Origin of the sequence: Pontibacter toksunensis, assembly GCF_042686245.1 — a bacterium.
GTDB classification, from domain to species: domain Bacteria; phylum Bacteroidota; class Bacteroidia; order Cytophagales; family Hymenobacteraceae; genus Pontibacter; species Pontibacter toksunensis.
In genome coordinates, this window is record NZ_JBHUOX010000006.1 from 167,694 (window position 1) to 192,605 (window position 24,912).

The 24,912-nt window shown below is 48.6% G+C and carries 25 protein-coding genes; 10 read left to right on the forward strand and 15 right to left on the reverse strand.

Annotation, left to right across the window (positions count from 1 at the left end):
• Positions 1-331: 331 nt before the first annotated feature.
• Complete coding sequence (locus tag ACFS7Z_RS10175) at positions 332-1,558, forward strand: S8 family serine peptidase (protein WP_377484037.1); 1,227 nt, start codon at positions 332-334, stop codon at positions 1,556-1,558.
• A gap of 73 nt (positions 1,559-1,631) precedes the next feature.
• Here the strand turns inward: ACFS7Z_RS10175 and ACFS7Z_RS10180 are convergent, their stop codons facing one another.
• On the reverse strand, positions 1,632-2,132 hold the full coding sequence (locus ACFS7Z_RS10180) for a GNAT family N-acetyltransferase (RefSeq protein WP_377484039.1): 501 nt from the start codon (positions 2,130-2,132) through the stop codon (positions 1,632-1,634).
• A 126-nt stretch (positions 2,133-2,258) separates the two neighbouring features.
• Here ACFS7Z_RS10180 and ACFS7Z_RS10185 point away from each other — a divergent pair, with 126 nt between their 5' ends.
• A complete protein-coding gene (locus ACFS7Z_RS10185; RefSeq protein WP_377484042.1) occupies positions 2,259-3,260 on the forward strand; it encodes a quinone oxidoreductase family protein in 1,002 nt (333 codons plus the stop codon).
• Between the two features lie 251 nt (positions 3,261-3,511).
• Here the strand turns inward: ACFS7Z_RS10185 and ACFS7Z_RS10190 are convergent, their stop codons facing one another.
• Positions 3,512-5,725 carry a S9 family peptidase gene (locus ACFS7Z_RS10190; RefSeq protein WP_377484044.1) on the reverse strand — a complete coding sequence of 738 codons (2,214 nt, stop codon included), beginning with the start codon at positions 5,723-5,725 and terminating at the stop codon, positions 3,512-3,514.
• A gap of 173 nt (positions 5,726-5,898) precedes the next feature.
• On the opposite strand from ACFS7Z_RS10190, the gene ACFS7Z_RS10195 reads away from it, so the two are divergent.
• The 3 genes from ACFS7Z_RS10195 (at position 5,899) to ACFS7Z_RS10205 (ending at position 10,748) form a co-directional block, all read left to right on the forward strand.
• Positions 5,899-6,156: an acyl-CoA-binding protein gene (locus tag ACFS7Z_RS10195; RefSeq protein WP_377484046.1), complete on the forward strand. Its 258-nt coding sequence runs from the start codon at positions 5,899-5,901 to the stop codon at positions 6,154-6,156.
• Between the two features lie 273 nt (positions 6,157-6,429).
• Positions 6,430-9,402 (forward strand): SusC/RagA family TonB-linked outer membrane protein, encoded by a 2,973-nt coding sequence (locus ACFS7Z_RS10200; RefSeq protein WP_377484048.1) that lies wholly within the window; start codon positions 6,430-6,432, stop codon positions 9,400-9,402.
• A gap of 41 nt (positions 9,403-9,443) precedes the next feature.
• Positions 9,444-10,748 carry a RagB/SusD family nutrient uptake outer membrane protein gene (locus tag ACFS7Z_RS10205; protein WP_377484050.1) on the forward strand — a complete coding sequence of 435 codons (1,305 nt, stop codon included), beginning with the start codon at positions 9,444-9,446 and terminating at the stop codon, positions 10,746-10,748.
• Positions 10,749-10,798: 50 nt separating this feature from the next.
• On the opposite strand, the gene ACFS7Z_RS10210 is transcribed toward ACFS7Z_RS10205, so the two are convergent.
• The 3 genes from ACFS7Z_RS10210 to ACFS7Z_RS10220 form a co-directional block, all read right to left on the reverse strand.
• Entirely contained in the window at positions 10,799-11,245 is a 447-nt protein-coding gene (locus ACFS7Z_RS10210; protein WP_377484052.1) for a putative signal transducing protein, read from the reverse strand.
• An 18-nt stretch (positions 11,246-11,263) separates the two neighbouring features.
• Positions 11,264-11,491 (reverse strand): CDGSH iron-sulfur domain-containing protein, encoded by a 228-nt coding sequence (locus ACFS7Z_RS10215; RefSeq protein ID WP_377484054.1) that lies wholly within the window; start codon positions 11,489-11,491, stop codon positions 11,264-11,266.
• 173 nt (positions 11,492-11,664) lie between these two features.
• Positions 11,665-14,112, reverse strand: coding sequence for a GAF domain-containing protein (locus ACFS7Z_RS10220; protein WP_377484056.1), 2,448 nt, complete (start codon positions 14,110-14,112; stop codon positions 11,665-11,667).
• A 229-nt stretch (positions 14,113-14,341) separates the two neighbouring features.
• Between ACFS7Z_RS10220 and ACFS7Z_RS10225 the strand changes: the two genes are divergently transcribed.
• Complete coding sequence (locus ACFS7Z_RS10225; RefSeq protein WP_377484058.1) at positions 14,342-14,971, forward strand: hypothetical protein; 630 nt, start codon at positions 14,342-14,344, stop codon at positions 14,969-14,971.
• A gap of 82 nt (positions 14,972-15,053) precedes the next feature.
• Here ACFS7Z_RS10225 and ACFS7Z_RS10230 read toward each other — a convergent pair whose 3' ends face one another.
• Positions 15,054-15,230 carry a hypothetical protein gene (locus ACFS7Z_RS10230; RefSeq protein WP_377484060.1) on the reverse strand — a complete coding sequence of 59 codons (177 nt, stop codon included), beginning with the start codon at positions 15,228-15,230 and terminating at the stop codon, positions 15,054-15,056.
• Positions 15,231-15,418: 188 nt separating this feature from the next.
• Here ACFS7Z_RS10230 and ACFS7Z_RS10235 point away from each other — a divergent pair, with 188 nt between their 5' ends.
• The 3 genes from ACFS7Z_RS10235 to ACFS7Z_RS10245 all read left to right on the forward strand — a co-directional run bounded on the left by ACFS7Z_RS10235 (position 15,419) and on the right by ACFS7Z_RS10245 (position 18,335).
• Positions 15,419-16,033: a deoxynucleoside kinase gene (locus tag ACFS7Z_RS10235; protein WP_377484062.1), complete on the forward strand. Its 615-nt coding sequence runs from the start codon at positions 15,419-15,421 to the stop codon at positions 16,031-16,033.
• Positions 16,034-16,197: 164 nt separating this feature from the next.
• Positions 16,198-17,853, forward strand: a complete 1,656-nt coding sequence (locus ACFS7Z_RS10240; RefSeq protein ID WP_377484065.1) for a dipeptidyl-peptidase 3 family protein — start codon at positions 16,198-16,200, stop codon at positions 17,851-17,853.
• Positions 17,854-18,125: 272 nt separating this feature from the next.
• The gene (locus ACFS7Z_RS10245; RefSeq protein WP_377484067.1) at positions 18,126-18,335 is read left to right on the forward strand and encodes a hypothetical protein; all 210 of its coding nucleotides are present in this window, start codon (positions 18,126-18,128) and stop codon (positions 18,333-18,335) included.
• Between the two features lie 52 nt (positions 18,336-18,387).
• On the opposite strand, the gene ACFS7Z_RS10250 is transcribed toward ACFS7Z_RS10245, so the two are convergent.
• From ACFS7Z_RS10250 to ACFS7Z_RS10265, 4 genes are all read right to left on the reverse strand, one after another.
• Positions 18,388-19,041, reverse strand: a complete 654-nt coding sequence (locus ACFS7Z_RS10250; protein WP_377484069.1) for a hypothetical protein — start codon at positions 19,039-19,041, stop codon at positions 18,388-18,390.
• Positions 19,042-19,128: 87 nt separating this feature from the next.
• Positions 19,129-20,268 (reverse strand): NAD(P)/FAD-dependent oxidoreductase, encoded by a 1,140-nt coding sequence (locus ACFS7Z_RS10255; RefSeq protein ID WP_377484071.1) that lies wholly within the window; start codon positions 20,266-20,268, stop codon positions 19,129-19,131.
• 3 nt (positions 20,269-20,271) lie between these two features.
• Positions 20,272-20,523: a hypothetical protein gene (locus ACFS7Z_RS10260; protein WP_377484073.1), complete on the reverse strand. Its 252-nt coding sequence runs from the start codon at positions 20,521-20,523 to the stop codon at positions 20,272-20,274.
• Positions 20,520-21,173 (reverse strand): alpha/beta hydrolase, encoded by a 654-nt coding sequence (locus tag ACFS7Z_RS10265; protein WP_377484075.1) that lies wholly within the window; start codon positions 21,171-21,173, stop codon positions 20,520-20,522. Before ACFS7Z_RS10265 ends, ACFS7Z_RS10260 begins: the two co-directional genes overlap by 4 nt.
• A 366-nt stretch (positions 21,174-21,539) precedes the next feature.
• On the opposite strand from ACFS7Z_RS10265, the gene ACFS7Z_RS10270 reads away from it, so the two are divergent.
• A complete protein-coding gene (locus tag ACFS7Z_RS10270; RefSeq protein WP_377484077.1) occupies positions 21,540-21,743 on the forward strand; it encodes a hypothetical protein in 204 nt (67 codons plus the stop codon).
• Positions 21,744-21,821: 78 nt separating this feature from the next.
• Here ACFS7Z_RS10270 and ACFS7Z_RS10275 read toward each other — a convergent pair whose 3' ends face one another.
• The 5 genes from ACFS7Z_RS10275 to ACFS7Z_RS10295 all read right to left on the reverse strand — a co-directional run bounded on the left by ACFS7Z_RS10275 (position 21,822) and on the right by ACFS7Z_RS10295 (position 24,783).
• The gene (locus ACFS7Z_RS10275) at positions 21,822-22,313 is read right to left on the reverse strand and encodes a hypothetical protein (protein WP_377484079.1); all 492 of its coding nucleotides are present in this window, start codon (positions 22,311-22,313) and stop codon (positions 21,822-21,824) included.
• Between the two features lie 158 nt (positions 22,314-22,471).
• Positions 22,472-22,825 (reverse strand): Rieske (2Fe-2S) protein, encoded by a 354-nt coding sequence (locus tag ACFS7Z_RS10280; protein ID WP_377484081.1) that lies wholly within the window; start codon positions 22,823-22,825, stop codon positions 22,472-22,474.
• Between the two features lie 5 nt (positions 22,826-22,830).
• The gene (locus tag ACFS7Z_RS10285; RefSeq protein WP_377484083.1) at positions 22,831-23,208 is read right to left on the reverse strand and encodes a DUF3221 domain-containing protein; all 378 of its coding nucleotides are present in this window, start codon (positions 23,206-23,208) and stop codon (positions 22,831-22,833) included.
• Positions 23,205-23,873, reverse strand: a complete 669-nt coding sequence (locus ACFS7Z_RS10290) for a DUF2461 domain-containing protein (RefSeq protein WP_377484086.1) — start codon at positions 23,871-23,873, stop codon at positions 23,205-23,207. The genes ACFS7Z_RS10285 and ACFS7Z_RS10290 overlap by 4 nt, the downstream gene beginning before the upstream one ends.
• A 214-nt stretch (positions 23,874-24,087) precedes the next feature.
• The gene (locus tag ACFS7Z_RS10295) at positions 24,088-24,783 is read right to left on the reverse strand and encodes a hypothetical protein (RefSeq protein ID WP_377484088.1); all 696 of its coding nucleotides are present in this window, start codon (positions 24,781-24,783) and stop codon (positions 24,088-24,090) included.
• Between the last annotated feature and the right edge of the window lie 129 nt (positions 24,784-24,912).

The window sequence follows — 24,912 nt, forward strand, 5'->3', positions numbered from 1 at the left end:
TAAATATTATTAATTCTTATGTATCCTTTGGTAAAATGATAAACGTATAGGACAGACTACCATTTAGGAACATGAGTGAGTAAATACTTTCCTATGATTTCCTCTGCTTTGTTTGAGGCTGTGAAAGCTGAAATTCACTTTCATCGGCTGTACGTACATAGTATATTTTAACATGAGACATCAGTTTGTCTGGTATATAAGTTGACCTCGTAATCTTGATAAATAAAAAAAGGGAATATATTGCATTGTTAAATCTTATGCTATACATTAGAATTGCGTTACTTGAAAAAATTTAATTTCATTCATTTTATCTAGCCCCCTTTCAATGCTTATGAAGAACACTATACACTTCCGTGGTTTAATGCGATCCCTTATGTTTAGTGCTGCGGCTTCTGTAGCAGCCTGTACCTTTACAGCATGCGATAACGAAGCAGTAGATGTTGCTGAACCTCAGGCTATTGTACAGACAGACGGCCAAAATGGTGCTATTATCAAAGGCCAGTACATAGTTGTATTTAAGAAAGACGAGACACTGCGCATCGACCCAAGTGTTACCTATGCACAGCGAACTGAAATGGTACGTGAAATGGGACAGAGCATCATGGCCGAGAACGGAATATCCGGCTACCAGATAGAGCAGGCTTACGGAGTAGCCATAACAGGCATGGCCGTAAAAATGTCAGACGAGGAAGCTGAAACGCTTAAAAGCGATTCCCGTGTAGATTACATTGAACCAGACCGTATTGTAATGCTGGCTAAGCCGGGATCAGGTGGCAGCAGTTCTCCAACTCAAGTGACACCTTATGGTATTGCACGGGTTGGCTCTGCAGATGGTACAGGTAAGACTGCCTGGGTAATTGATACAGGTATTGATTTAGATCACCCGGACCTGAAAGTAGACGCAACCCGGGGTTACAACGCATTCACAAGTGGCAGAGATGCTGGATCACTTGACGATGGAAACGGACACGGTTCTCACGTAGCAGGTACAATAGCGGCGTTGAACAACAGTATTGGTGTTATAGGCGTAGCCTATGGTGCCACTGTAGTGCCTATAAAAGTTCTTGATTCCCGCGGTAGTGGTTCTTATTCTGGCGTTATTGCCGGTGTAGATCATGTGGCGGCAAAAGGTAAAGCTGGAGACGCCGCCAACATGAGTTTGGGCGGTCCCGTTTCACAAGCACTGGATGATGCCGTCGTTGCTGCAGCCTCCAAAGGCATTTATTTCGCAATTGCAGCAGGTAACGATGGCGTACATGCGAATGAGGCATCCCCTGCCCGTGCAAATGGAACATACATTTTTACCGTGTCTGCTATGAATAATACAGACACCTTTGCCAGCTTCTCCAATTTTGGTAACCCACCAGTAGACTATTGTGCTCCGGGTGTTAGTATCAATTCTACGTGGAAGGATGGGGGCTATAATACCATTAGCGGTACTTCTATGGCATCGCCACACGTGGCAGGGATATTATTGTTAACTGGTGGTAAGCCTGCCACAAGTGGGTATGTTAAAGGAGACCCAGATGGGAATGCAGATCCAATAGCACATAATTAATTTGAGAGTTTAAAATGAGCATATAAGAAAGGGCAGCCATGTGGCTGCCCTTTTTCTTTTGTAGCTGATGAATTTAAAGTTCTTTGCGCATCACATAGTCGTTCATCCAGTAGGGGCCGATTGGAATGTCTTCCTCGAGGTGCACGTGGTAATTTAAGCGCTCATAAAACTGCTTTGCTTTGTTGTAGCGGTTCACGTTCAGGTCAAGGGCGTTGGCGCCGAGCTGCTTCACCTCGTTCTCTACAGCTGAAAGTAAGCCTTTCCCGTAGCCTTTCCCTTGCTTCCCTGGTAACAGGTAAATTTTGTTCAGTTTATAAACACCCCCAGGCTCGTCTTTTAAAGAATAAGCAGCAAAGCCAACAGGTTCGTCTTCCTCATACAGCAGCAGGAAAGTCTGTTCTGTCTGCATCTGCTTTGCCAACTCATCTTCCGCATAAATCACCCCAAACATATAATCAACCTGTTCCTGGCTCAGAATACTGCTGTAGGTAGGTGCCCAGATGGCTTCGGCGAGTCGATGTATGGTCTTTATATCTGCTTCGGTGGCGTGCCGTATACTATAGCTCCTGTTCATAAAGTATGTGTTGTCCTGCCGAAAGTTAAGAGCAATGCTTTAAAATGCAAATGCCCCTGCATTCGGTCTGGTGCAGAAAGTATACTTTTGTTCATAATGTTTAATTTGTTCAACCCATAAAGATTAATGAGAGCAGTTACACTGAAAGAGATAAGGAAACCACTTAAGATAGTAGAAAAGGAAAAGCCTGAGCCAGGTGAAGGAGAGGTGCTGGTGCAGGTAAAGGCCGCAGCCCTTAACCACCGCGATGTCTGGATTCAGCACGGGCAGTACGCTAACATTCAGGTACCTGCAGTGCTAGGTTCTGACGGAGCCGGTGTGGTGACAGAAACAGGCGCCAAGGTAGACAAGAGTTGGATAGGGAAGGAGGTTATGATAGACCCTTCTACCGGTTGGGGGAACAACCCGCGCGCGCAAGGGAAAGATTTCAAGATACTGGGCATGCCGCAGCAAGGTGCCTTTGCGGAATATGTAAAAGTGCCGGTTGCGAACCTGCATGACAAGCCGGAGCACCTGAGCTTTGAGGAAGCCGCAGCCATTCCACTGGCAGGTGTCACAGCCTTCCGCGCCTTATTCACGCGGTGCGACTTGCAGCAAGGCGATCGTGTGCTGGTAACAGGTGCCGGCGGCGGCGTAGCGCTTTTTGCAGTGCAGTTTGCCGTGGCGGCAGGCGCCGAGGTATGGGTAACCTCCAGCTCAGAAGAGAAGATAGAAAGAGCTAAAGCATTAGGAGCCAAGGGAGGCGTCAACTATAAGTCAGAAGATTGGGGTAAGCAGCTGAAAGAACAGGCAGGTGGCGGTTTTGACGTGATGATTGACTCTGCAGGAGGAGAAGGGTTTGCACAACTCATCCGGTTGTCTAACCCCGGCGCACGCATCGGGAACTATGGCCGTACGGCAGGCACTATAAAAGAACTGAACCCTGCAGAGATATTCTGGAAACAGATTTCGATAAACGGCAGCACGATGGGCACTGCACAGGATTTTGCCGACATGGTCAGGTTTGTGAAGGATAAAGAGCTGAAGCCTGTCGTAGATGAAGTCTTTCCACTGGAAGAGGCTGAGCAGGCTTTCAGACGTATGGACGAAGGTAAACAGTTTGGTAAGATTGTGCTGAAGGTTAGCTGATTGTTGATTGTCTATTGTTTATCCTGTTGATGTAGAGATGGCTGCGTTACGTGCTGTTACTGGCGCGGGTAAGAGTCTATAGACTCGTTTTGCAGTTGATTTGATAGATTACGTTTTAAACCTCTTCTCCGAGTTATGGGTAAGTTATAAATCAGAAAGCTACAAAAAAGAAGAAGCGGGCTCAACAGTCCGCTTCTTCTTTTTTGTACTGGAAATTGTTTGCAAATCAATCAGCAACTAACAATCACCACTTACTGATTTTGCTCCAGCAGGTTGAGCAGGAAAGCGTATTGCAGGGCTGTCTCTTTGTAGCGCTCGAAGCGGCCGGAGGCACCGCCGTGGCCTGCTGCCATGTTGGTGTGCAGCAGCAGCATGTTATCATCTGTTTTCATGTCGCGGAGCTTGGCTACCCACTTGGCCGGCTCCCAGTACTGCACCTGCGAGTCGTGGAGGCCGGTGGTAACAAGCATGTTAGGGTACTCTTTGGTTTCTACATTATCGTATGGCGAGTAAGACAGCATGTAGTCATAGTACTCCTTGTTAGCAGGATTGCCCCACTCGTCAAACTCGCCTGTTGTTAGCGGTATGCTGGTGTCCAGCATGGTCGTGATAACATCCACAAAAGGCACAGCGGCCAGCACGCCCTTAAACAGGTCTGGGCGCATGTTCACCACTGCACCCATTAATAAGCCACCAGCGCTACCTCCCTGGGCAAACAGCTTGTCAGGGTTCGTGTACTTCTGCTCAACCAGAAACTCGGCGGCATCTATAAAGTCGGTGAAGGTGTTTTTCTTCTTCAGCAGCTTTCCATTCTCGTACCACTGGCGGCCCATGTCCTGGCCCCCGCGTATGTGGGCAATGGCGTACACAAAGCCCCTGTCCAGCAAACTGAGGCGCACAGAATTAAATCCAGGATTTGTGCTGATGCCGTAGGAGCCATAAGCGTAGAGCAGTGTTGGGTTATTGCCGTTCAGCTGCGTTCCTTTTCGGTATACCAGCGACACCGGGATCTTTGTGCCGTCGTCGGCGGTGGCGTAAATGCGCTTCGCCTCGTAGTTCTCCGGGTTAAAGTCGCCCACTACCTCCTGGCGCTTCAGCAGCTCCTGCTCCTTGATTACCATGTTATAATCATAAGTGGAGCTTGGGGTAGTGAGGGAACTGTAATTGTACCGCAGCACTTTGCTGTCGAAGTCAGGGTTAATGCCGATAGAAGCGGTATAGGCTTCTTCCCCGAAATCAATGTAGTAGTCGGTCTTGGGGTCACTCCACTTCTTCACGCGTATCTGCGGCAGGCCATTCCTGCGCTCCTGCAGTGTCAGGTAATCCTTGAAAATTTCAATGCCTTCCAACAGTACGTCCTCGCGGTGCGGCACCACTTCTTTCCAGTTAGCTTTTCCGGGTTTGCTCACCGGTGTCTGCATCAGCTTGAAATTGGTGGCGCCGTCTTTGTTCGTCACCATGTAAAATTTGTCGCCGAAATGGTCTACGCTGTACTCCAGCCCCCGCTCACGCAGTTGTATCACCTTAAAGGTGCCATTTGGTTTATCTGCATCCAGGTAGCGGTACTCGTTCGATAGGGTGCTGCCGCTCCCGATGATGATGTATTTGTCTGACTTGGTTTTGTAGACAAAGGTGCTGAAGGTTTCGTCTGCCTCGTGATACACCTCTTTGTCCTGCGAGGTAGGTGTACCCAAGGTATGCTTGAAAATCTTGAAAGACCGCAAGGCCGGGTCCTTCATCGTGTAGAACACTGTTTTGTTGTCGTTCCCCCATACAGCACCGCCGGTTGTGTTTGGAATAGCGTCTGACAGCAGTTTGCCTGTGTTCAGGTCTTTAAAGCGAATGGTATACTTGCGTCGGCTCACAGTATCTTCGCCAAAGGCTAGCAGTTGGTTGTTGGGGCTCACGTTCATGCCAGCGGCGGAGTAATAGTCCAAGCCTTCCGCACGCTCATTGGCATTCACCATCACTTCCTCCTGAGCCTGTAGCGTACCTTTCTTACGGGCATAAATCGGGTATTCCTTGCCTTCTTCGTAGCGGGTATAATACCAGTAGCCATCTTCCTTATACGGCACCGACTCATCGGTTTGCTTAATGCGGCCTACTATCTCCTTGTATAGCTTCTCCTGTAGCGCTTCTGTATGTGCCAGCCGCTGCTTGGTATAATCATTCTCAGCATTGAGATAGGCAACCACCTTTGGGTCCTCACGCTGGTTCATCCAGTAATAATTGTCGATGCGCATATCACCGTGGGCGGTGAGCTCTTTCGGTGTCTTGGTGGCAACCGGGGGCTGCGGTTCCTGCACGGCTGGCTGTTCGGTTGCAGTGGTCACCGCAGCCTGCCCGGCGGTAGCGGTGTTGCCGCTGCTGGAGGAGGTATTGCTGGAGGAGCAACCACTACCAAAAGCCAGGCAGGCAGTTAGCATGGTAGCGGATGCAGCCACTTTCGTTTTAAAGCTTTTCATAATTCTCAAACATAGACTTTAGTGGGTGTGCAGCTGAAAAAACAAGGCGTATCACGACTAAAATTATGAAAAATCAGCCAGAAACAAAACAGGCATAATGTTATGCATGTAGCTGTAATTTTATTAACTTATCACATTATCCACATAAAAACATAGTTTAATAAAAGAGTGACATGGCAACACAAGCAGAATTTGAAAACGCAGTAGAAAAATCAAAGACCTTAACAGAGCGCCCTAGCAATAACGTGCTGCTGCAACTATATGGCCTCTATAAGCAGGCATCAGAGGGAGATGTGAATACGGAACGCCCCGGCGGATTTGACTTTAAGAACATTGCCAAGTGGGATGCCTGGAAACAGCAGCAAGGAAAGAGCCAGGAGGATGCGCGTGAAGAGTATGTGCAGTTGGTAAGTTCCCTGGCTGGCAAATAAGACGCATGGCAAAGCAGCAGCTACAGAAGCTGCTGCTTTTTTTTATGGGTGTCTGCACATGACGGTAATGTACTATAATAAAGCTATCGTTTACAGTACCAGGAGATGGCGTTGGTAAAGGAAAAGCGTTCGTTCGGCAGATGTATGGGCATGTTTATATAGTATGTTAGAACATTAATATTTAATATACTAAAACATAGCTACATTGATAAAGCTAAAAAGGGACGTAGCTGCTCCCGCCTGTTTATTATACCATATAAACTCCCTTGATCTATGAAGAAAAATTATCCTCTCAAGCTGCTTGTACTGCTGCTTATGATGATTCCCTTTGCCCTGTTCGGGCAAACGACAGTGCGCGGTACAGTAACTGACTTTGGCTCCGGGGCACCGCTACCGGGCGTAAGCGTTGTGGTAGTCGGCACTACCATCGGCACAAACACAGATGCCACAGGTGACTACGTTATCCAGGTGCCGGGCAACAGCGGGAAGCTGACCTTTCAGTTCCTCGGGTACGTTCCTATGACGTTCGATGTAACTCCCCAGGTGAATGTGCTGAACGTAGAACTGAAGGAAAGACTCACCAACCTGAGTGAGGTAGTGGTGACTGGCTTGGCCACTACCGTCAAGCGAACAAATGCCGCTAATGCAGTGGCGTCCCTGAATGCACGTGAAGTCTCTGGCATTACAACGCCGCAAACAGTAGATGCTGCTATCAGCGGCAAGCTGGTTGGTGCCAACGTGGTAGCCAACTCGGGTGCGCCAGGTGGCGGTATGGCCATGAAGCTCCGCGGAATTACATCTATCTTCGGTAATGCGCAGCCACTGTTTGTGGTGGACGGTGTTATCATCGATAACTCTTCTATCTCTGCGGGCCTCAACGCCATCACGAATGCAGCGGGTGGTGGTAGTACTTCCACACAGGACAACGCCTCAAACCGTATAGCAGACCTGAACCCTGCGGATATTGAAAGTATAGAAGTGCTGAAGGGTGCTTCTGCCGCTGCCATTTACGGTTCGCTGGCATCTGCTGGTGTGGTGATTGTTACTACAAAACGTGGTGCAGTTGGTAAAACCCTGATAGATTTTTCGCAGGATATTGGTGTTACCACTATCTCGAATAAACTGGGCATGCGCACTTATACAGAGGAAAGAGTAAGAGCGTCTTTCGGTGAAGACTTTGTGCCGCTGTTTCTGGAGGCGCAACGCGAGGGCCGCTTTATTGATTATGAAGAGGAACTTTACGGAAACGCCGGCCTGCTGCTGAACTCAAGGCTAAATGTGAGTGGTGGTACTGAAAAGACACGTTTCTTTGTAGGCGGGCTTATTCAGGATGAAGAAGGCATTGTGAAGAATACGGGTTATGAGAAGAAATCTATTCGCTTCAACCTGGACCATATCATTTCCGAGCGCTTTGATTTTAGTTTGTCCTCTAATTACATCAATTCCTCTGCTGACCGCGGGCTCACGAACAACGACAATGCCGGCGTCTCTTTTGGCGTGGCTTTGTCTTCTACGCCAAGCTTTGTCGACCTTCGCCCGGATGAAAACGGTGTTTATCCTGACAATCCTTTTGCTGCCTCTAACTTCCTGCAGACCCGTGACCTGATCACGAACAATGAGACCACGAACCGTTTTATAGGGGGCTTTACTTTAAACACCAAGTTGCAGGAAGGCGAAATGAGCAACACCAAACTGGTTATTCGCGCTGGCCTGGACTTCTACAACCTCGGAACGCGCGCCTTCTTCCCGAGCACACTGCAGTTTCAGTCTAAGGGAAGGGGTACAAACGGCGCCTCTATCCAAGGCAGCACCTATAACCTGAACACGAACTACGCCGCCTTTATAGTAAATAACCTTTCCTTGGCAGACAATAACCTGTTCCTGACTTCTACCCTGGGTGCCACCCGAGAGAACTTTAATCAGGACCAGATACTGAACGTGGCCACACAATTGATTGGTACACAGACAAACCTGGACCAGTCCGGTGCCGTGTCGGTGTCGCAGGACAGGCTGATTGTGCGCAACAAAGGCTTGTTCTTCCAGGAAGAGGTTAACTTCAGAGACATCATCATTGCCACTGCCGGACTTCGCCTGGACAAATCATCTAACAACGCCAATATAAATGACTTCCAGGCATTCCCGAAGGCTTCGCTTGCGCTAAACGTAGGGAACATGGATTTCTGGCAGTGGGATGACATCAATCTTTTCAAACTGCGGGTTGCCTATGGCGAATCCGGTGGCTTCCCGCCATTCGGTGCGAAGTATACTTCCTTTTCTCCTTTCAACATTGGCGGCGCGCCAGGCCTTATACCTGCCATACAACAAGGAAACAGTGACATTAAGCAGGAGCGCCAGAAAGAACTGGAGGCAGGCCTTGACTTTGCTCTGTGGGATAACAAAATCATATTTGAGGGGACCTGGTATAATAAAACAGTAGAAGACCTGATCCTGTACCGTAACATTGCGGGCTCTTCCGGTTTCACTACCCAGGTGGTGAATGGTGGCGAGCTTCAGAACAGAGGGTATGAACTTGCTGTTAACGCTATTCCTGTTGAAACTCCTGGATTTAAGTGGAACTCACGCACCAGTTACTGGGTGAACCGCTCTGAAATAACAGAACTGAACGATGATGTGCCGCCTTTCCCGTTGGGTGCCTTCGGTACTACCCTCGGAACATTCTTTATTGACGAGGGCAAATCTGCCACACAGATAGTAGGCATCAGGGGCGATGAGGGCGTGGTGCAGTTAGGAGATGCTGCTCCTGATTTCCAGATGAACTTCCACAACTTCTTCACTATAAAGCAGAACCTTACCTTCTCCTTCCTGCTTCACTGGAAGAAAGGCGGCGACAACATTAACCTGACAGAGCTGTTGACTGACCTCGGCGGCACAACACCTGATTTTGACGACGATGACAATGGCGATGGAGTGACAAATGCACAGGAGCGCATCAACACACTTGGTGTATCAGCCGAAACGTTTGTTCAGGATGCATCTTACCTGCGTTTGCGGGAAATCGGTCTGTACTACGATTTACCTGCACCGGCTTTGCGCACAGTGTTTGGTGACATGGTGCGTCAGGTAAAAGTAGGGGTTTCTGCCAACAACGTGTTCGTGTTTACAGACTACCGCGGCTATGATCCGGAAGTATCGAACTTCGGGGCAAACGGGCTTTCCACAGGCGTTGATGTGACACCGTTCCCGGCTTCGAGGAGAACATTCTTCCATTTTGTGATAGGCTTCTAATTTAAACTCACTCAGACATGAAGAATTACCTTAATAAGATAATGAATAAGCAGGTTGTAGCGATGTTGGCGCTGGCGCTTGCGCTCCCTTCCTGCGAAATAGAAAGTATCCCGGACCCAAACAACTCAACCATAGAATCGGTGCTGGAAAATGCATCGGTAGCCGATCTGAACAACTTGGTAGTAGGCACAGAGGCTGCGATGCGTATAGATTTAGGTACCTATTACGATGACCTGGGAGTGGTGGGGCGTGAGCATTATCGTTTTTCAAGTGCGGAGCCACGCTTTACGTCTGACCTTCTGGGTGCAGGTAGTGCCGCACTGGATAACAACACTTTCTACACAACCCGCCCCTGGAATGCCAGGTACCGGGCTGTGAAGAATGCCAACATCCTTATTGCCTCTGTTAACAATACAAACCAGATAACTGAGCAGCAGAAGCAAGGCTACCTGGGTTTTGCCAAAACCATAAAGGCACACCAGCTGCTCATGAACCTGACGCTGATGAATGAGAATGGGATTCGAATAGAGGTGGAGGACCCTGATAACCTGGGCCCTGTGGTGGGAAGAGAGGCTGCGCTTACTGCCATTGCCAGTCTGCTGGCAGAGGCCAAGGCGCACCTGGATCAGGCCGGTACTGTCTTTGCGTTTCCTTTGTCAGGTGGTTTTGAGGGCTTCAGCACACCAGAAACTTTCCTGAAGTTTAACCAGGCGCTGGCCGCCAGGGTAGCCGTGTACAGAAACGAGTTTGCAGAGGCGCTCACTTTTGTAAACAATTCGTTCCTCGAGCTGACTACAAACTTCGACAAGGGCGTTTACTATGTGTTCAGCAATGCATCTGGTGATATCCTGAACCCGCTTTACTTCGCTCCAAACGCAACAGGTGAGGTGCGTATTGCGCATCCAACCTTTGTGACAGATGCTACTCCCGACGATGACCGCCTGTCTAAAGTAGCACAACGTACTGCTGCGGCAACACAGAGTGGCCTGACAGGTCAGTATGATGTGGCACTGTATGAGACAAACCTGGACCCTGTGCCACTTATCCGTAATGAGGAGCTGATCCTGATTTACGCAGAGGCCAAGATACAGACAGGGGCTTTGCAGGATGCCGTAGATGCGCTGAACATCATCCGGGCGGGGCATGGCCTGCAACCTTATACTGGTGCCATAACACAGGAGGCGCTCATTGATGAGATGCTGCGTCAGCGACGCTACTCCCTGTTTTTTGAGGGGCACCGCTGGATAGATATGCGCCGCTATAACCGACTGAACCAGCTGCCGATAGACCGCACTGGTGATGATGTGTGGGTGAGCTTCCCGATACCATTTAACGAGGATGTGTAAGCAGAAGCATTTCCTAAAATAAAAAAGGAAGCCTCTTGAGGCTTCCTTTTTTATTTCGCTTTCCAACGGTGTCCGCAGTTATAGCAAATAAACTTGCGGCTCATGAAGGGCAGGGGGAACCCCAGCAGCAGGTAGCTGATGGAGAATACGGTCTTGTTGTATTTCTCCTCGCTGAAATTATCAGAACCGCAGTTGGGACATGTTTTGGCAGGAGCAACATGCTCCTGCATGGGAGGAGCCATCTCCAGGTCATCGTTATACAGGTACTCTGAGGTTCCTCCCTGTATTTTGGCCATAATGGCGAAAGCCTCTTCTGCGTCCTGTGCTGTTACCTTCAGCTTCACGCCACCCACAGCCACTGCATAGAACGGCTGTGCCCCCACAATATGCTCATCCCCCAAAAAGCAAAGAATGCCCTCTGCCTCCAGCCGGCCTTTCATGATATGGGCCTCCGTTAGTTCATTAAAAGTGGCAATGGTTACGAAGCGGTCAGCCATTGAAGGGAAAGTTGGAAATTACTGTTTCTTTGGAGGCAGGTCGAATGCCTCAGCCTCATGCTCAAAATGGCCTTTATGAGAGCCATCGCAGAAAGGCTTGTTTTTGGAAAGCCCGCAACGGCAAATAGATACCAGTTCGCGTCCTCCTAAGCCATACGTGTTACCGTTCTTGTCTACTATCTCAAATTCATCGCCTTCTATGCGCAGCGAGCCGTTGTTGTTTACTGTTATTTTTGTTTTTGCCATAGTTCTTTTTTACTTGAGTGTTAACAAATATACTGAAATAGGCGGATAAGTCTCAACGCATCCTATGTTAATGGAGCTCAAGCCTAAAACATATGCTGCCTGCGGTCGGTGTCGAAGGAGTAGATACAGTAAGGAATGCAGAACCGGGAAGCCATAGCTTCTGCAGGAGCCGGTTAATTTAAGCTGGCCCTCTGTGCAATGTTCAGCAACTCGTCACCGGCATCAATGTCATGTCGCAGCTTCTCTTTGAAGTTGATTGAAAGGCGTATTGCTTTTAGCCCTGGCACACCTGGCAGTTCCTCCACATCCAGGTATTCCACTTCTTTGCCTATGTAATTCTCAGACTGCAGAAACTCAATATAGCGTTGGTACTCCTGTACTTCTTTCTGCTGCGTATATACAATGGCTATCTTACCCGGCTGTGTCAGGCGCTCCTGGGAGTCGCGGACAGTTGCCTTGTCTATCCGCTTTTTAATTATCTCATACCGGATGTTGTTAGCGCCATCTACATCAAACTTCTTCTCATCCAATCTGAAGCGGATAGAGATAGGGTCGCTGTGCACAAGTATGAGTTGCGTGATTTCCAGGGGAAGCTTCAGGTTTGCACGCAGCTTATGCACACGCCGGGCAACCTCACAGGTGAGCATCAGTTGCCACAACCGCATGTTCTTAAGGTAAATAGGCTGGTAATCGCCGCTGTTGAGAAGCGATGCGCCAATATAAATATTATATTCAATGCCATCGGTTTTGTACTTCTCAAAATAATGGGGGAAGGTCTGCTGGGCTTTCTCTTCCTCCCGATCCAGAAAAGTGGAGATGGTTTCGTTAATCATGAAAAGGCTTTCCTCATAAGCGCGGCGCTTGTTGTACACCACCTTATAAGGATTGCTGATAGCGGAACGATATGCCTCTATAGCCTCGCGCGCAGCAGGGCGCTTTCTCAGGAAGTGATCAAAAAGCGGCTCAATCTCAGAGCGTAGAAATTCCAGTACCAGCACCTCATCCCCGGAGCTGAGCTCGCTCAGGATATCCTGGGAGAACTTGTCCATCTTAAATATTAATTCATCCAGAATGGAAAGCGGCAGGTTATCTTTCACAGCGAGTACTACCTCTTTTGCCAGCACCAGCTGCTCCATCAGGTCACCCTGTATGGCCTTGTTGCGCTCCGTGGCAGAACCACGAATATCGGAGGAGCCGTAGAGCGGGTAAATCTCCCGAAAAACGATGGGTTCAATCTCAGAACTCACGTTTCGCTCCATTTTATCTAACAGGTTTACTGCCGCCTTTGTAAAGCGCCATTCCACAATTGGGTGAATAGCCGTGTATTTTTCCTTTATGATACTCTGAATGTTGCTGCGTAGCTCTTCCAGGCTACGGTTAATAGCAAGGGCAAACAGCGGCAATATTTCTTTCAGCCTGATAGTAGACAGTGCGTTGAGCTCACCTGGTATGGGCGAGGCCAGCTCCATCAGGCCAATGATTTTTTCGTCATACACCAGCGGTGCTATTATTAGGTTGCGGATACCTGACTGCAGTAGCTTCTGCTCAACTTTAGTTGGGTTCGGCAGCACTTCCAGGTCTTCCACCACAATAGTATTGCCTCTCTTCAGCACTGGCTCATAAATGGAGTCATGCAGGTCTGAGAGAACAATGTCGCAGTCCTGAGTGAGGATAAGACCGTTCCAGATTCTGCGGGCATAGGTGGTATCAAATTCCTGCAACGCAGGGCAAGAGGCAAAGCCGAGTTTGATATCAGGTAAGCCAAAAAGGATGCGCATCTTCTGCTGCAGGTTCAGAAACCCCTCTGTTGTGCTCACAGAGCCCCTGTCCAGCAGGTCGAAGCGCAGCGTGGAAATAGTTTCCTCGTTTGTAACTTCCGTGAAGTCATACACTGCAAAGCCGGAAAACTCGAAGTTATCCGGTGGCAGCTTCATCATCCACAGGTCAAGGTCGTTATAGCGGTTAATCAGGAAATTTATCTCCTGCGTTTGCAGGTCTTTTATCTTGCCCTTGGCCTTCACCTCCATAAATTTCAGGTCGATGATGAGCTTGTAATGGCGCGGCAAGCCAGTGAATTTATCCTTTACAGTAAAAATAAATGGGACGTCAATGTTGAAGTTGGCATTATAAAACTTCTCAAGTATGAGGGTGTATGCTGATAGGATAAGCCGGAAAAGCAGTGTTTTCAGGTCCAGGTTCAGCTTTTCAGCATAATTGTCCCCTTCCAGCAGCCTCAGATCCTCCAGTTTCGGGGTGGCATAGAAACTCTGGAAGCGGAAAGGCACTACTGCTGCCATTAGCTCTTTCTCCCACAGGGCGCTCGGGAAGACATCCTCCATCAGGATATCAACGGTTTCTACATACTTGTCTATGATGGCTGTGTCCCCAATGGGGCCAGCCAGCTCCGGGGTGTTGCGAAGCAGGTCTGCCAACTCTCGCACCCTTGCCGCATTGCAACTGGGGTCGTTCTGCTCTTTGTTTTCCCAATACGTAATCAGAGGCGACAGGCTAAGTGTTGTCTTAAACGGAAATTCATCCACGCTCAGAAATATATCGTCATGGTTCGATATAGATACAACAGTCTCGTGAAAGCTGCCTTTATTATGATGGGATTTACTCATATATTACTTATTGCGTCGTGGCTAAGAAAGTACAATAAATCGTTTTGTCTTGCCCCTTGTGCATGATAAACGAAAATTGTCTCCAAAAGATAGTACAATAACAGTTGTGCTTGTGTAAAGTTTTTTTGAATGCTGCAGGAGATAATGTGGCAGTATGGTTGCTTCTTCTATTTGTGGCATAATTTTTACGGTTAAAAGCTGTTATAGTTTAAGCCAGACGGAACAACCTATGAAGAAAGTTATGAAATGGATGCTGACGCTTGTATTGGTAACAGCAACACTTGGAGGTGCGCAGGCACAGTCACAATTGGAGAAAGACCTAGCCGACCTGAGAGCTTGGATGCAGCGCAGGTCGAGCCAGGCAGACAGTACTATCCGTAAAGAGTGGCCTACTGTAAAGCAGGAGTTCAAGAGCCTGACCGCCGGCCTGAACCGGGACTCGCAAAATCTGTCTGAGGAGTCCAGGGAAGAGTACAACGACATAAAACAGCGCTATGAAGGTTGGGAAGAACGTAACGAGAGTACATCGGTTGACCTGTCAGGAAAAGAACTGGAGCGTTGGGAACGGAAACTGACAGGCACGACCAATATCAGCCGGTTGAAACCAGCTAAGCTGCGCGATGCCTATGTCCAGCATCTGGAGGTAACGCGGGAGCAGCGGCGCAACTGGAGCCTCCGCGACTGGGAGTATGCAGAATTTGTCATCGGGGAGTTGAACACCCGCAAAGCAGAGGTGTTTGACCAGCTCAGCAGCGGCGATAAAATAAAGATTGCAGCCCTGCAGTTAGAGTTTGCTTCCCTCAAAAAAAGCCGTGAAGTAAAAGATGCCTATGAGCAAAGGCGCGAGAGCAACCGATAACCAGGCAAACAATCCAATATAAATACAAAGCCCTTGCCACTACATTAGTGGCAAGGGCTTTGTATTTATATTGGATTGTAATTTAAATGGCATTCTGCCCTTTGGTGCCCCCAGACTGGTCTTCACCAGAGTTACGTCCCTGGTCCGGGTCTTTGTTCTGCTTCTTGTCGGTCAGGTGGCGGTTTTCGTTCTGGTCGTCCGGATTCTTCGGCTTTGGATCAGTCTGTTTGTTTGGGGCCTGGTTATGTCCTTTTGTCATAGCTGTTTCTGATTTATTGGTTAATACCTTTAATTGTACGGCACCCGGACCATGTGGTTAAGGCGCAGGTGGTGCAAGAGGCGGGAATGTTGATAACCCCGTGGGGAAATTGTCTAAAACCGACCTTATTCACCATCTGAAAAAGCCGTACTTTTACATCCCGATTTATACTATAACCACAGATTACCATGCACATTGCAATAGTCGGCAACATTGGTGCCGGCAAAACCACCCTGGCCACAAAACTGTCCCAGTATTTTAAATGGGATTTATACCTGGAGGCAGTTGATGATAACCCTTACCTGAAGGACTTTTATGAGGACATGGAGCGCTGGGCATTTCACCTGCAGGTGTACTTCCTGAACAGTCGCTTTAACCAGGTGCAGCAGATACAGTCGAAGACCAATGATGTGATTCAGGACCGCACCATCTACGAAGACGCTTTTATCTTTGCCAAAAACCTGCACCAGTCGGGCCTGATGAGCACCCGCGACTACGAGAACTATTTTTCGCTATTTCAGTCGATGATCAGCATGGTAAAGGCCCCGGACCTGATGATTTACCTGAAAGCTGAACTGCCCAAGCTAATCGGCCAGATAGAGAAGCGCAACCGCGACTATGAGAGCAGCATCAGCATTAACTATCTCCGCAACCTCAACGAACACTATAACTCCTGGATGAGCAGCTACGACCTGGGCAAACAACTGGTAATTGACGTCAACAACATGGATTTTGTGGCGAATCCTGAGGATTTAGGTTCTATTATTGAGAAGATACAGCGGGAACTGTTTGGTTTGTTTTAGGCTCTCAGGCTGTTTTTGTCTTAGTGAAGGGAAAGGCCGCGGCTTTTCCCTTCACTGTTTCTGGCGTTTTACGGCACTTTTACCTACCCGCACACCTGCACCACCTGCTGCTTTGGCACCACCTCAATTTTTGCTATCTTCAGCATCAAAATAAACTATACAAGATGAAACCACACCACCTACTCGTTGCTACGGCCATAGCGGCGGCTACTTTTGGATGCACCAGCTCTACTACCGAAACAGGAGAAACCACAGCGGCAGTTCAGCCCCCCGATAGCCTGCAGCAGAAACTGGATATGTACACCAACGTGCGCCTGACCGCTGACCTCCAGAACCTGAGTGCAAAAGAAAAGCAGATGATTCCGTTGCTGATAGAGGCCGCTGATATCATGAACAAGCTGTTCTGGCATGAGGCCTATGGGCAAAAGGACTCCCTGCTGACAGCCCTGGACAGTGAGAATGCGAAACGCTTTGTGAACATCAACTACGGACCTTGGGACCGCCTGAATAACAACGAACCATTTATTGCCGGAGTCGGACCAAAGCCCGAAGGAGCTAACTATTATCCGAAGGACATGACAAAGGAGGAGTTTGAGCAGGCCAGCCTCCCGGACAAGACCAGCCAGTACACCCTCCTGCGCCGCGATGCGAATGGCAAACTCATTACAGTGCCTTACCATGTACAGTTTAAGGAAGAAGTGCAGCGGGCGTCTGAATTGCTGAAACAGGCCGCTGACCTAGCAGAAGAACCAGGTTTGAAGAAGTACCTGAGCCTGCGGGCTGAGGCGCTGCTCACAGATAATTACCAGCCAAGTGACCTCGCCTGGATGGATATGAAGAATAATAAAATTGATGTGGTAATAGGGCCGATTGAGACGTACGAGGACAAGCTGTTTGGCTACAAGGCGGCGCATGAGGCCTATGTACTGGTAAAAGACATGGAATGGAGCGGGCGCCTGGCAAAGTATGCCGCCTTCCTGCCAGAACTCCAGCGTGGCCTTCCGGTAGAGGCAAAGTACAAGCAGGAAACGCCTGGCACCGACTCTGACCTGAACGCTTACGATGTGGTTTACTATGCCGGCGACAGCAACGCAGGCAGCAAAACCATTGCCATCAATTTACCTAACGATGAGGAGGTGCAGCTGAAGAAGGGTACCCGGCGCCTCCAGCTGAAAAATGCCATGCGCGCGAAGTTCGACAAAATCATGGAGCCTATTGCAGACGAGCTGATAGTGGAGGACCAGCAGCAGCACGTAACTTTCGATGCCTTCTTTGCCAACACAATGTTCCATGAGGTGGCGCATGGGCTAGGTATTAAGAACACGGTGAACGGCAAAGGAACAGTACGTGAGGCGCTGAAAGAGCATGCCTCTGCGCTGGAAGAAGGTAAAGCGGACATACTTGGCCTCTATATGATTACACAGCTACACGAGATAGGCGAGGTAGAAGGCAGCCTGGAAGATTACTATACTACCTTTCTGGCGGGTATTTTCCGTTCCGTTCGCTTTGGAGCGGCCAGTGCGCATGGCAAGGCAAACATGGTACGCTTCAACTTCTTTAAGGAAAATGGTGCCTTTGAGCGTGACGAGCAGACAGGCAAGTACCGGGTAAACTATGTGAAGATGCGGGAGGCTATGAATAAGCTGTCGGAGAAGATACTAACGCTTCAGGGTACAGGAGATTATGCCGGAGTAGGTGAGCTATTGGAGGTGCAAGGCCAGGTAAGTCCGCAGCTCCAGTCAGATTTAGACCGCCTGGCCAAAGCCAATATACCGGTTGATATCGTATTTGAGCAGGGAACAGATGTGCTGGGCTTATAAAGCGCTAAGCCTATAGACTTTAGTAGAGCAAATACATGGGTGATAGGACTGAAGAAAGCTGCCGAAAATAATATAGAAAAAGTAAATGCTTTATATTATTGGCAAACAGGCTATACCTTTTTGGTGTAGCCTGTTTATTTTTTAGTGAAGCTGCTGCTGCTGCTATTTATATGAAGTTGATTTTCAAATTGTTAACAACTTAATGTTTATATTAAGAGTATGTTACTCTTGGCAGCGAATTACAACTTAAAATTTAACAGTAAAAATCAACCATGAAAAGCTTTTATGACTTTAACAGAAACAATCCTGAGGAGCGGATGGAACAGTATGAATTATTTCCTGAAATGTCTCTCTTTCACATAGCCCTCCGGGAGGAAATGGGAGAGGAAGAGTACCAGGCATTTTACCAGGCAGAAAGAGAGTCTGTAAAACGTATGGCACCACTTTTTCACCAAAACAATCGTGTATGGGCAGCTGTTTAGTTAACTTTATTGCACCCAATTAAAAGGCAAGCCGATTTACCCGGCTTGCCTTTTAATTTATCGATTGTTTGCTGTTTAACCCTGTTGTATCCTGTGATTTCAGTCTTTTCATGGCCCCAACACCTTTGATGTAGGCATATACCAGGAACAGCTTTATCAGGATACCTGAAACAGGAGAAGTCGGCTCCTCTCTCAAACCTGTGAGGACGAACAACAGCGCCAGGTCAATTAGAATGAATGCGGCGACGGCATAAACTGCAACAGCAGATAAACGCCTGATGCCCCAGGCTAGCAGAAGGTAAGCTGCTCCGATAGCCATACTACCATACCCAAAGCCTATGCTTAGCATGATGTCTGATTGGGTAACCGCTGCCACCGTTCCTGCTGCTATATTCAGAAGGCCCAGGAAGAGGGCCAGCTGAAAAGAAGCCTTTCCATTGCTGCGCAAAAATCTTGTCTTAGCTGGCAGTGGGAGCCCGTCCAGCAGAAGCTCCAACTCAGGCTGTAATCCTCCCTTCAAGCGAACGGACAGCAGGTGCCCATCTGGCATTATAAACTGCCGCCCTGTTACCAGTTCCTTCTTTGTCGCAAAGGAGCAGATTTCCTCACCCTGGTAGCGCAGCCGGAAATTACTCCAGTTCTTCTTCCAGGAGGCGGAGAAACACTGATGTCTCTCTTTATCTGTATAAAAGATGTGCTCTGGCATAAAAGGATGAATTACATAAACAATTGCGCCACTATCCAAGCTTCCAGATAGCCTCTGCTTATAAAACAGGCGCAGGTTTACAAAAATTCAAATCTGCTGCAGTATAAGTGCTGCTCCTTCTTCCCCCACCAGCGAGCCGATGGCGATACCCATGCCACTGAGTCGGATGGCGCAGCTCACCCGCTCCGACACCTGCTGTACAAGCGTTGTCTTCTCAGAACCCATGCCCATGATGCCGCTCCAGCGGTGCTCTACCTCAAAGGAGGTGTCGGGGAGTATTACCTCGCGCAGTAAGTCCTCTAACTTTTGCTGTACCAGCGCTGTCAGCTCGAATTCCGGTGTTTCTTCTGTACTAAAATCAAGGTTGCGGCCTCCGCCAAAAAGCACACGATTACCGATATTGCGGAAGTAGTAATAGCCTTTGTCGTAATGGAAAGTGCCTTTGATACTAAGGTGGGGGATGGGCTTAGTAATCAGCACCTGTGCCCGGGCCGGAACAATGGAAAGCTGTGGCAGCAGCTTTTTGGCAAAGCCATTGGTGGCAACAAGGGCTGCGCGTGCTTTGATGGAAATGCCCTGTAGTGTTATGGCACTAACCTTTGTTCCCTCATCCTGTAGTTCCTGCACCTCCAGCCCATTCAGCACCAAAACACCAAGTGCCTGTACTTTCTGCGTCAGGGCCAGAATCATTTTGCCTGTGTCTATCTGCCCTTCGGCGGTGCTTTCAATCAGGTGGCGGACCCGCTGAAAGCCAAATGTGCTGATTTTACTATCGGCAGTGCGGTATATATCCTGCTCGCCTGTCAGGGGCTGCAGTTGCTTGTTGAGGTAGGGGAGGCGCTCCATGCAGGCGTCGTGCAGGCCTTCCTGTTGTGGCCCGAACAATTCGTATCCTCCCCAGCGGTTGTAGTCTATAGCAGTGTCGCCCAGGTTCTGCCGCAGGCGCTGCAGCCCTTTCCAACGGCGCTCCACTAGGCTAAAAACGGCTTCTTCCGAATGGTGCTCCAGGTCTTCCAGCAACTCAGAAGGACTGCCGAAGCAGGCAAAACCGGCGTTTTTAGAGCTGGCACCAGTCGGCAAAAGGCCCCGTTCCACAACCATTACTTTCAACTGTGGCTGTGTCTTTTTCAAGTGCAGGGCAGCATTGAGGCCAACAATGCCGCTGCCCACTATCAGTACATCTATATTACTGAAGTAGGTGTCTCTTTCCCAGAAACTGAGTTGCATAGGCTATTCGTCTTCGCGTATGTAGGGATGGCTATAGTGACGGGCGGAGGTTTCGTCTATCCGCTCAAAGTGGGTTAACATAATTTCGCGTTCCCCTTTGTTGAGCCCCTTCACAAAATAGCCCTCTGGTGTTTCGTAGATAGCATAATTGTGTTCTCCGAAGGGGTACAGGTTGTTGCTTTTCAGGATAATGGCTTGCGTAAGGTCCACCTGCTGCCCATCAGGAGTAGTTATGATGTATTTGCTTTTGCTCATTCGTCTTCTAAAATTTTTTTCAAGATAGCACTTATTTCGCCTGGCTGGTGCAGTACCATTAAATGTTCGCCACCGGGTACTTTGATGAGGCCGGGCCTGTCATACAGCGGCAGCACCCTGTCGGCGGTGCCATGGATATGTACCAGCCCCGGCAGCACTTCCTCCTGTTGCCAATCCAGCAGTTGCCCCAGCGACCAGCGCAGAAACAGCTCGTCTATGTCCAGAATAACTTCTTTCAACAGCTTTTTATTCGGCCTGGTGTGGGCGCCGAAGAACCATGGCGCAAGAGGCATACCGCTCTGTAGTACTTTCAGTGGTACCCATCTTTGCAACTTCATGCTTCCCAACGCACGGTAATACCACGGGAGGGCATGGCGGGTGGCCAGGCTGGAGATGATGATGGTCTTGCGCGGCTTCAGAATTTTGGCCAGTTCAATGGCTACTACACCGCCATAGGATAAGCCAATCAGGATAGGATCAGGTTCTGGAAGAAGCTGTTTCAGACGGTTTGCATAGTCAGGCAGGGGTTCATCTATGCTCTTGGGTGGGATCCACTCCACGTATTGCTTCCCGAACTGTTCCGGTAGCTTCAGGAGCCGGAACATGCGCCAGTCTGCTCCCAAGCCGCTGATAAGGTAAATGGTGCTCATGTCTGGCTATACGGAGAGAATCAAGAGTGTCTTATTTCATGCAATAAGAAAAGCGCTTCATGCTTTGGCGCATACACTTCATCCTCCTGTTCATGTATGGCATCAAACAGAAGAACGGATAAGTGACTGCTACCATATGTATTCATAATAAAAACTGCTGCTGTTCTATGTAAAAGAACCTCATCAGGCAGCTTTCAGCATTAAAAAAGTGTGTGTGTTCATCTGAATCTTTTTCTTGTTCGAGGATAGAAAAGGGTTGTTGGTATAATACAGTAGTAATATAAGAAACAGTACCTTGCATAACAAAGTACCTTAAGATATATTTGTAATAACAAAACGGAGTTAAACACATTAAAATTTAAAACTATGAAAATCCTTGTTCTTCTTTTCGCCTCTTTTTTTGGTTTTGGTCTTGCAGTTCAAAACACCGTGCGTGTAGATGCGCCAGCCAAAGTAGCTGTCAACCAGGTAGAAATTACTTCGCCTGTACTTGAGCAGCCTGTTATGGATGTTTTACTGGATACAGTTGAAGTCACAGTGGCAGCACCCGCCGCTGTGGCTTTGAACTAAGCCACATGTATCGGGACCAGCGGCACAAACTGCTGTCTCCGTGCATGGTACTTGTATCTGCTGACACCTGTAGCAGTATCAATAGTGATTGGCAAAACTGTCGCTTGATGGCTCTCCAGCAACGTGACAGGAAAGTAACCATGCTTTGGCAAGTGCCGGATCGTTGAAATTCTTTACCTGTATATGTGTCGTCAGGCGCTGTAACAGGTCACGGGAGGAAAGCCTGCTGAACATGTTGTTGGAATAAACATGTGCGATTGCGTGTAACCCTGACTTGATAGCTTCGGGCAGCCATTCATACTCGAGCCAATCATTTGCGTCTTCCCAGTCGCCGCTGGCGTCGGTCTTATCGTTGAGCAGCTTGGGAACAGGAGTTTTGTGCAGCAGGGAGAGGTATAGCGTGGCAGCTGTAACGATGCTGTCTGCTGTTAAATGCCCGCTCCATTTGGTTTCGATGTAGCCCTGCCGGATAGAGATGGTTAAAAACAACTCTCCTCCGGGATGGAAAAGCTTTACCGGCTCTGGCCATGCAGCCACCTTGTCCATAAAATCAGTACTATCTGGTGCCATTGGTGCCGGAAGTAAAACAGGAACTGCGCTTTTAGTACCTCCACTTCTGTAGCGGATTCTTTCTGTACAGCTAAAAGAAATACGACTTTCAGACGCAGTTGATAAGGCAAAAAGTGGAAATCGGAGAAAAATTCGCTTCTTCCCGACACGCGCTGATGCTATTCCGGCTTTCTGATGCCAATGTATACGCCGTCGGGGCGCAATTCTACCGGATGCAGCACCGCGTTCCGGGTGCGGTAATCGCACTCGCGGCCGTTCTCTAAATTGTAGCGGTAGCTATGCCAGGGGCAAATCACCTCGTTGAGGTAATTTGTGGTGCCACGGCTTAAAGACTGGCCCAGGTGGGGACAGGCATCATCTACGGCAAAGAAGCCGTCGGGGGTGTGCGCGAAACAGATGGCGCGCCCCTCTACCTCCAACAACTGCAACTTGCGCAGTGCTACCTGCTCTTTTGCCTCATCAGCAGAAGAGAACACTTTATGCCAGGTATACTTGTCTGTTGCTTCGGGCATAGGTATTAATATTCTACCCGGATGGCCTTGGCATATCCCTGCACCGGCACTGATTCCAGCACATCACCCTCAAACCAGACCTGTACCTCATGTCCCTCACGTAAGTGTTCTAACTTCAGTTCTTCTCCCGTAGCAGCCTCAATCAATGTGTTTTCGTCTATTCTCACGCTGCCGTCCGGAAAGTTTGCCTTGATACCCTCTATCGATTTCACTATGATAACGGCTTTAGCCGCGTTACCTTTGTTGGCAGTGCGTTTAATATCGCCAATGTAACCGTGCACATCAGGCAGGGTGTCAGGAATGCGTTTGGGTTCATCGCTGCAGCTACTACTTAGCAGTAGCAACAGGACCAGGTACACTACATGTAGCTTGTTGTTTTTCACTTGGTTTCTGTTATGGTTCGGTTGAGAAAGTGGTGTAAAGGCTGAACCTGCCTGTAAAGCGGCAGTAAATTACTCACAAAATCAGGAGCATAAACATCTTCATCTGTAAAGTAATGCAGCACCTGAAAATTATTTTGCTTCAGTAGCTCAATTTCCGGGTGCGCCTTGTCGTAACCCTTTGGAGGGATTTTACGCTTTTCTCCCCGCAGCCCTCCAAAAACAGATTTAAATTTCGTTTCCTGCAGTATGCCCTGCAGTTCACCCGGGTTATAGTCAATTTCCTCCCGTATCTGCTCCAACTGTTTAGCGGTAGGCTTCCTGATTCCACCTCCGGCCCTGGATTTTCCGTTTGGCTCCAGCACCAGCACGTAGTTGGCGTACGGCGAATGCCGCCCTCCCGGAGAAATGCCCGCACCAAAATGCCCCTTGTACGGTGGTTCTCCTTTCCTGGAGAAATCATTCTTATTTATTCTGAACAAGGACTCCTGCGCTATTACCCCGTGCAGGTCAGCGTCGAACTGCCGCAGTTCTTCCAGCAGCTGGCTTACAACCGCCGTAAACCGGGCTCTTGCCTTCTGATACCTTTCCCTGTGGCTGTCCATCCATAGTTTACTGTTGTTCTTTTGAAGGTCCTGTAAAAAATCGAGTACAAAGCAGGTATCCATTTGAGAAGGGGCAGCTTTTAATGCTTCGGAGTATTAGATTTAAACCAGATAACACCAATGATGATAGCGATTGCCAGTATGATTAATAAGATAAAAGTCATAGCTTCTTCAAGTTTATATACAGGGTGCTATGCTATAGTACTAAAGACAAAGCCCTCTTGTTGCAAATAATTGTGCAACAGGAGGGCTTCTGCGGGTGCTGTGTCGGATACTGCTATGCCACGCGCAGGTAAGACTCCCCGAGTAAAGCCTTTCGAATGCGGGCCTCCGCTTCATAGTGCGATAGGAAATCACCACGGCGGCAGGTCTGTGTTTGTGGCTCCTGCATCAGCACAACTTTTGACCGCTTACCTACTGTTATAACACCAACTCCGCGGCGCTGGCAGATGCACAGCAGGTGCTTGGCTAGGTCGTTATTCCTAAAAACGAGGCTGCTAATGGAGATGCCCAGCCAACGCTCATCGGCAGGCAGGCGCATAATATCATCGAGCAGATGTTCAACTTTACGCTTCAGGTGCTTCTTTTCCAGCACAGTGTAAAGAATAAAGCCAGCCAATGCCGCCGCCACGGGCAATATAAAAACAAGGGTCCAGTGGGCTGCTTTTAAACCTGCAAACATTGCTATTGCAAACAGGACAGCCGCTGCCAAGTAACGCATCTTACTCAGTCCGTTCTTTTTGTAACCTGTTAGCAGGGAGGCTATACTTGATGAGTTCTTAGTACTAAGAGAGGCAATAAAAAGGCTTTTTTCTGAGTTCTTAAATGAGAAGAACCCGTCTGCGACATACCCTTGCCTGGTTCGTGCGGCTTTGTCCACTATAATTGTTTCTATACCTGTACGTGTTGTATAGTAAGACGGAATATAGTTGAATGCAAAATCTTCTATATTGCTTTCTCTCTGGTTTGGCATAAGTACTTGCTGTGTTTTTATAAGGGCGAGGTGGATTTTGCACAAGCCTTTCAGTTACAGAATAAAGGTAGCTTGCGGTAGCTCACACCATACAGTTAAAGACAGAGTATAAACACTGATAAGAATAAC

Bases quoted from the DNA above. Each gene is read 5' to 3' on its own strand.
- ACFS7Z_RS10175 (WP_377484037.1), top strand. From the start codon at position 332: ATGAAGAACACTATACACTTCCGTGGTTTAATGCGATCCCTTATGTTT.
- ACFS7Z_RS10180 (WP_377484039.1), bottom strand. From the start codon at position 2,132: ATGAACAGGAGCTATAGTATACGGCACGCCACCGAAGCAGATATAAAG.
- ACFS7Z_RS10185 (WP_377484042.1), top strand. From the start codon at position 2,259: ATGAGAGCAGTTACACTGAAAGAGATAAGGAAACCACTTAAGATAGTA.
- ACFS7Z_RS10190 (WP_377484044.1), bottom strand. From the start codon at position 5,725: ATGAAAAGCTTTAAAACGAAAGTGGCTGCATCCGCTACCATGCTAACT.
- ACFS7Z_RS10195 (WP_377484046.1), top strand. From the start codon at position 5,899: ATGGCAACACAAGCAGAATTTGAAAACGCAGTAGAAAAATCAAAGACC.
- ACFS7Z_RS10200 (WP_377484048.1), top strand. From the start codon at position 6,430: ATGAAGAAAAATTATCCTCTCAAGCTGCTTGTACTGCTGCTTATGATG.
- ACFS7Z_RS10205 (WP_377484050.1), top strand. From the start codon at position 9,444: ATGAATAAGCAGGTTGTAGCGATGTTGGCGCTGGCGCTTGCGCTCCCT.
- ACFS7Z_RS10210 (WP_377484052.1), bottom strand. From the start codon at position 11,245: ATGGCTGACCGCTTCGTAACCATTGCCACTTTTAATGAACTAACGGAG.
- ACFS7Z_RS10215 (WP_377484054.1), bottom strand. From the start codon at position 11,491: ATGGCAAAAACAAAAATAACAGTAAACAACAACGGCTCGCTGCGCATA.
- ACFS7Z_RS10220 (WP_377484056.1), bottom strand. From the start codon at position 14,112: ATGAGTAAATCCCATCATAATAAAGGCAGCTTTCACGAGACTGTTGTA.
- ACFS7Z_RS10225 (WP_377484058.1), top strand. From the start codon at position 14,342: ATGAAGAAAGTTATGAAATGGATGCTGACGCTTGTATTGGTAACAGCA.
- ACFS7Z_RS10230 (WP_377484060.1), bottom strand. From the start codon at position 15,230: ATGACAAAAGGACATAACCAGGCCCCAAACAAACAGACTGATCCAAAG.
- ACFS7Z_RS10235 (WP_377484062.1), top strand. From the start codon at position 15,419: ATGCACATTGCAATAGTCGGCAACATTGGTGCCGGCAAAACCACCCTG.
- ACFS7Z_RS10240 (WP_377484065.1), top strand. From the start codon at position 16,198: ATGAAACCACACCACCTACTCGTTGCTACGGCCATAGCGGCGGCTACT.
- ACFS7Z_RS10245 (WP_377484067.1), top strand. From the start codon at position 18,126: ATGAAAAGCTTTTATGACTTTAACAGAAACAATCCTGAGGAGCGGATG.
- ACFS7Z_RS10250 (WP_377484069.1), bottom strand. From the start codon at position 19,041: ATGCCAGAGCACATCTTTTATACAGATAAAGAGAGACATCAGTGTTTC.
- ACFS7Z_RS10255 (WP_377484071.1), bottom strand. From the start codon at position 20,268: ATGCAACTCAGTTTCTGGGAAAGAGACACCTACTTCAGTAATATAGAT.
- ACFS7Z_RS10260 (WP_377484073.1), bottom strand. From the start codon at position 20,523: ATGAGCAAAAGCAAATACATCATAACTACTCCTGATGGGCAGCAGGTG.
- ACFS7Z_RS10265 (WP_377484075.1), bottom strand. From the start codon at position 21,173: ATGAGCACCATTTACCTTATCAGCGGCTTGGGAGCAGACTGGCGCATG.
- ACFS7Z_RS10270 (WP_377484077.1), top strand. From the start codon at position 21,540: ATGAAAATCCTTGTTCTTCTTTTCGCCTCTTTTTTTGGTTTTGGTCTT.
- ACFS7Z_RS10275 (WP_377484079.1), bottom strand. From the start codon at position 22,313: ATGGCACCAGATAGTACTGATTTTATGGACAAGGTGGCTGCATGGCCA.
- ACFS7Z_RS10280 (WP_377484081.1), bottom strand. From the start codon at position 22,825: ATGCCCGAAGCAACAGACAAGTATACCTGGCATAAAGTGTTCTCTTCT.
- ACFS7Z_RS10290 (WP_377484086.1), bottom strand. From the start codon at position 23,873: ATGGATACCTGCTTTGTACTCGATTTTTTACAGGACCTTCAAAAGAAC.
- ACFS7Z_RS10295 (WP_377484088.1), bottom strand. From the start codon at position 24,783: ATGCCAAACCAGAGAGAAAGCAATATAGAAGATTTTGCATTCAACTAT.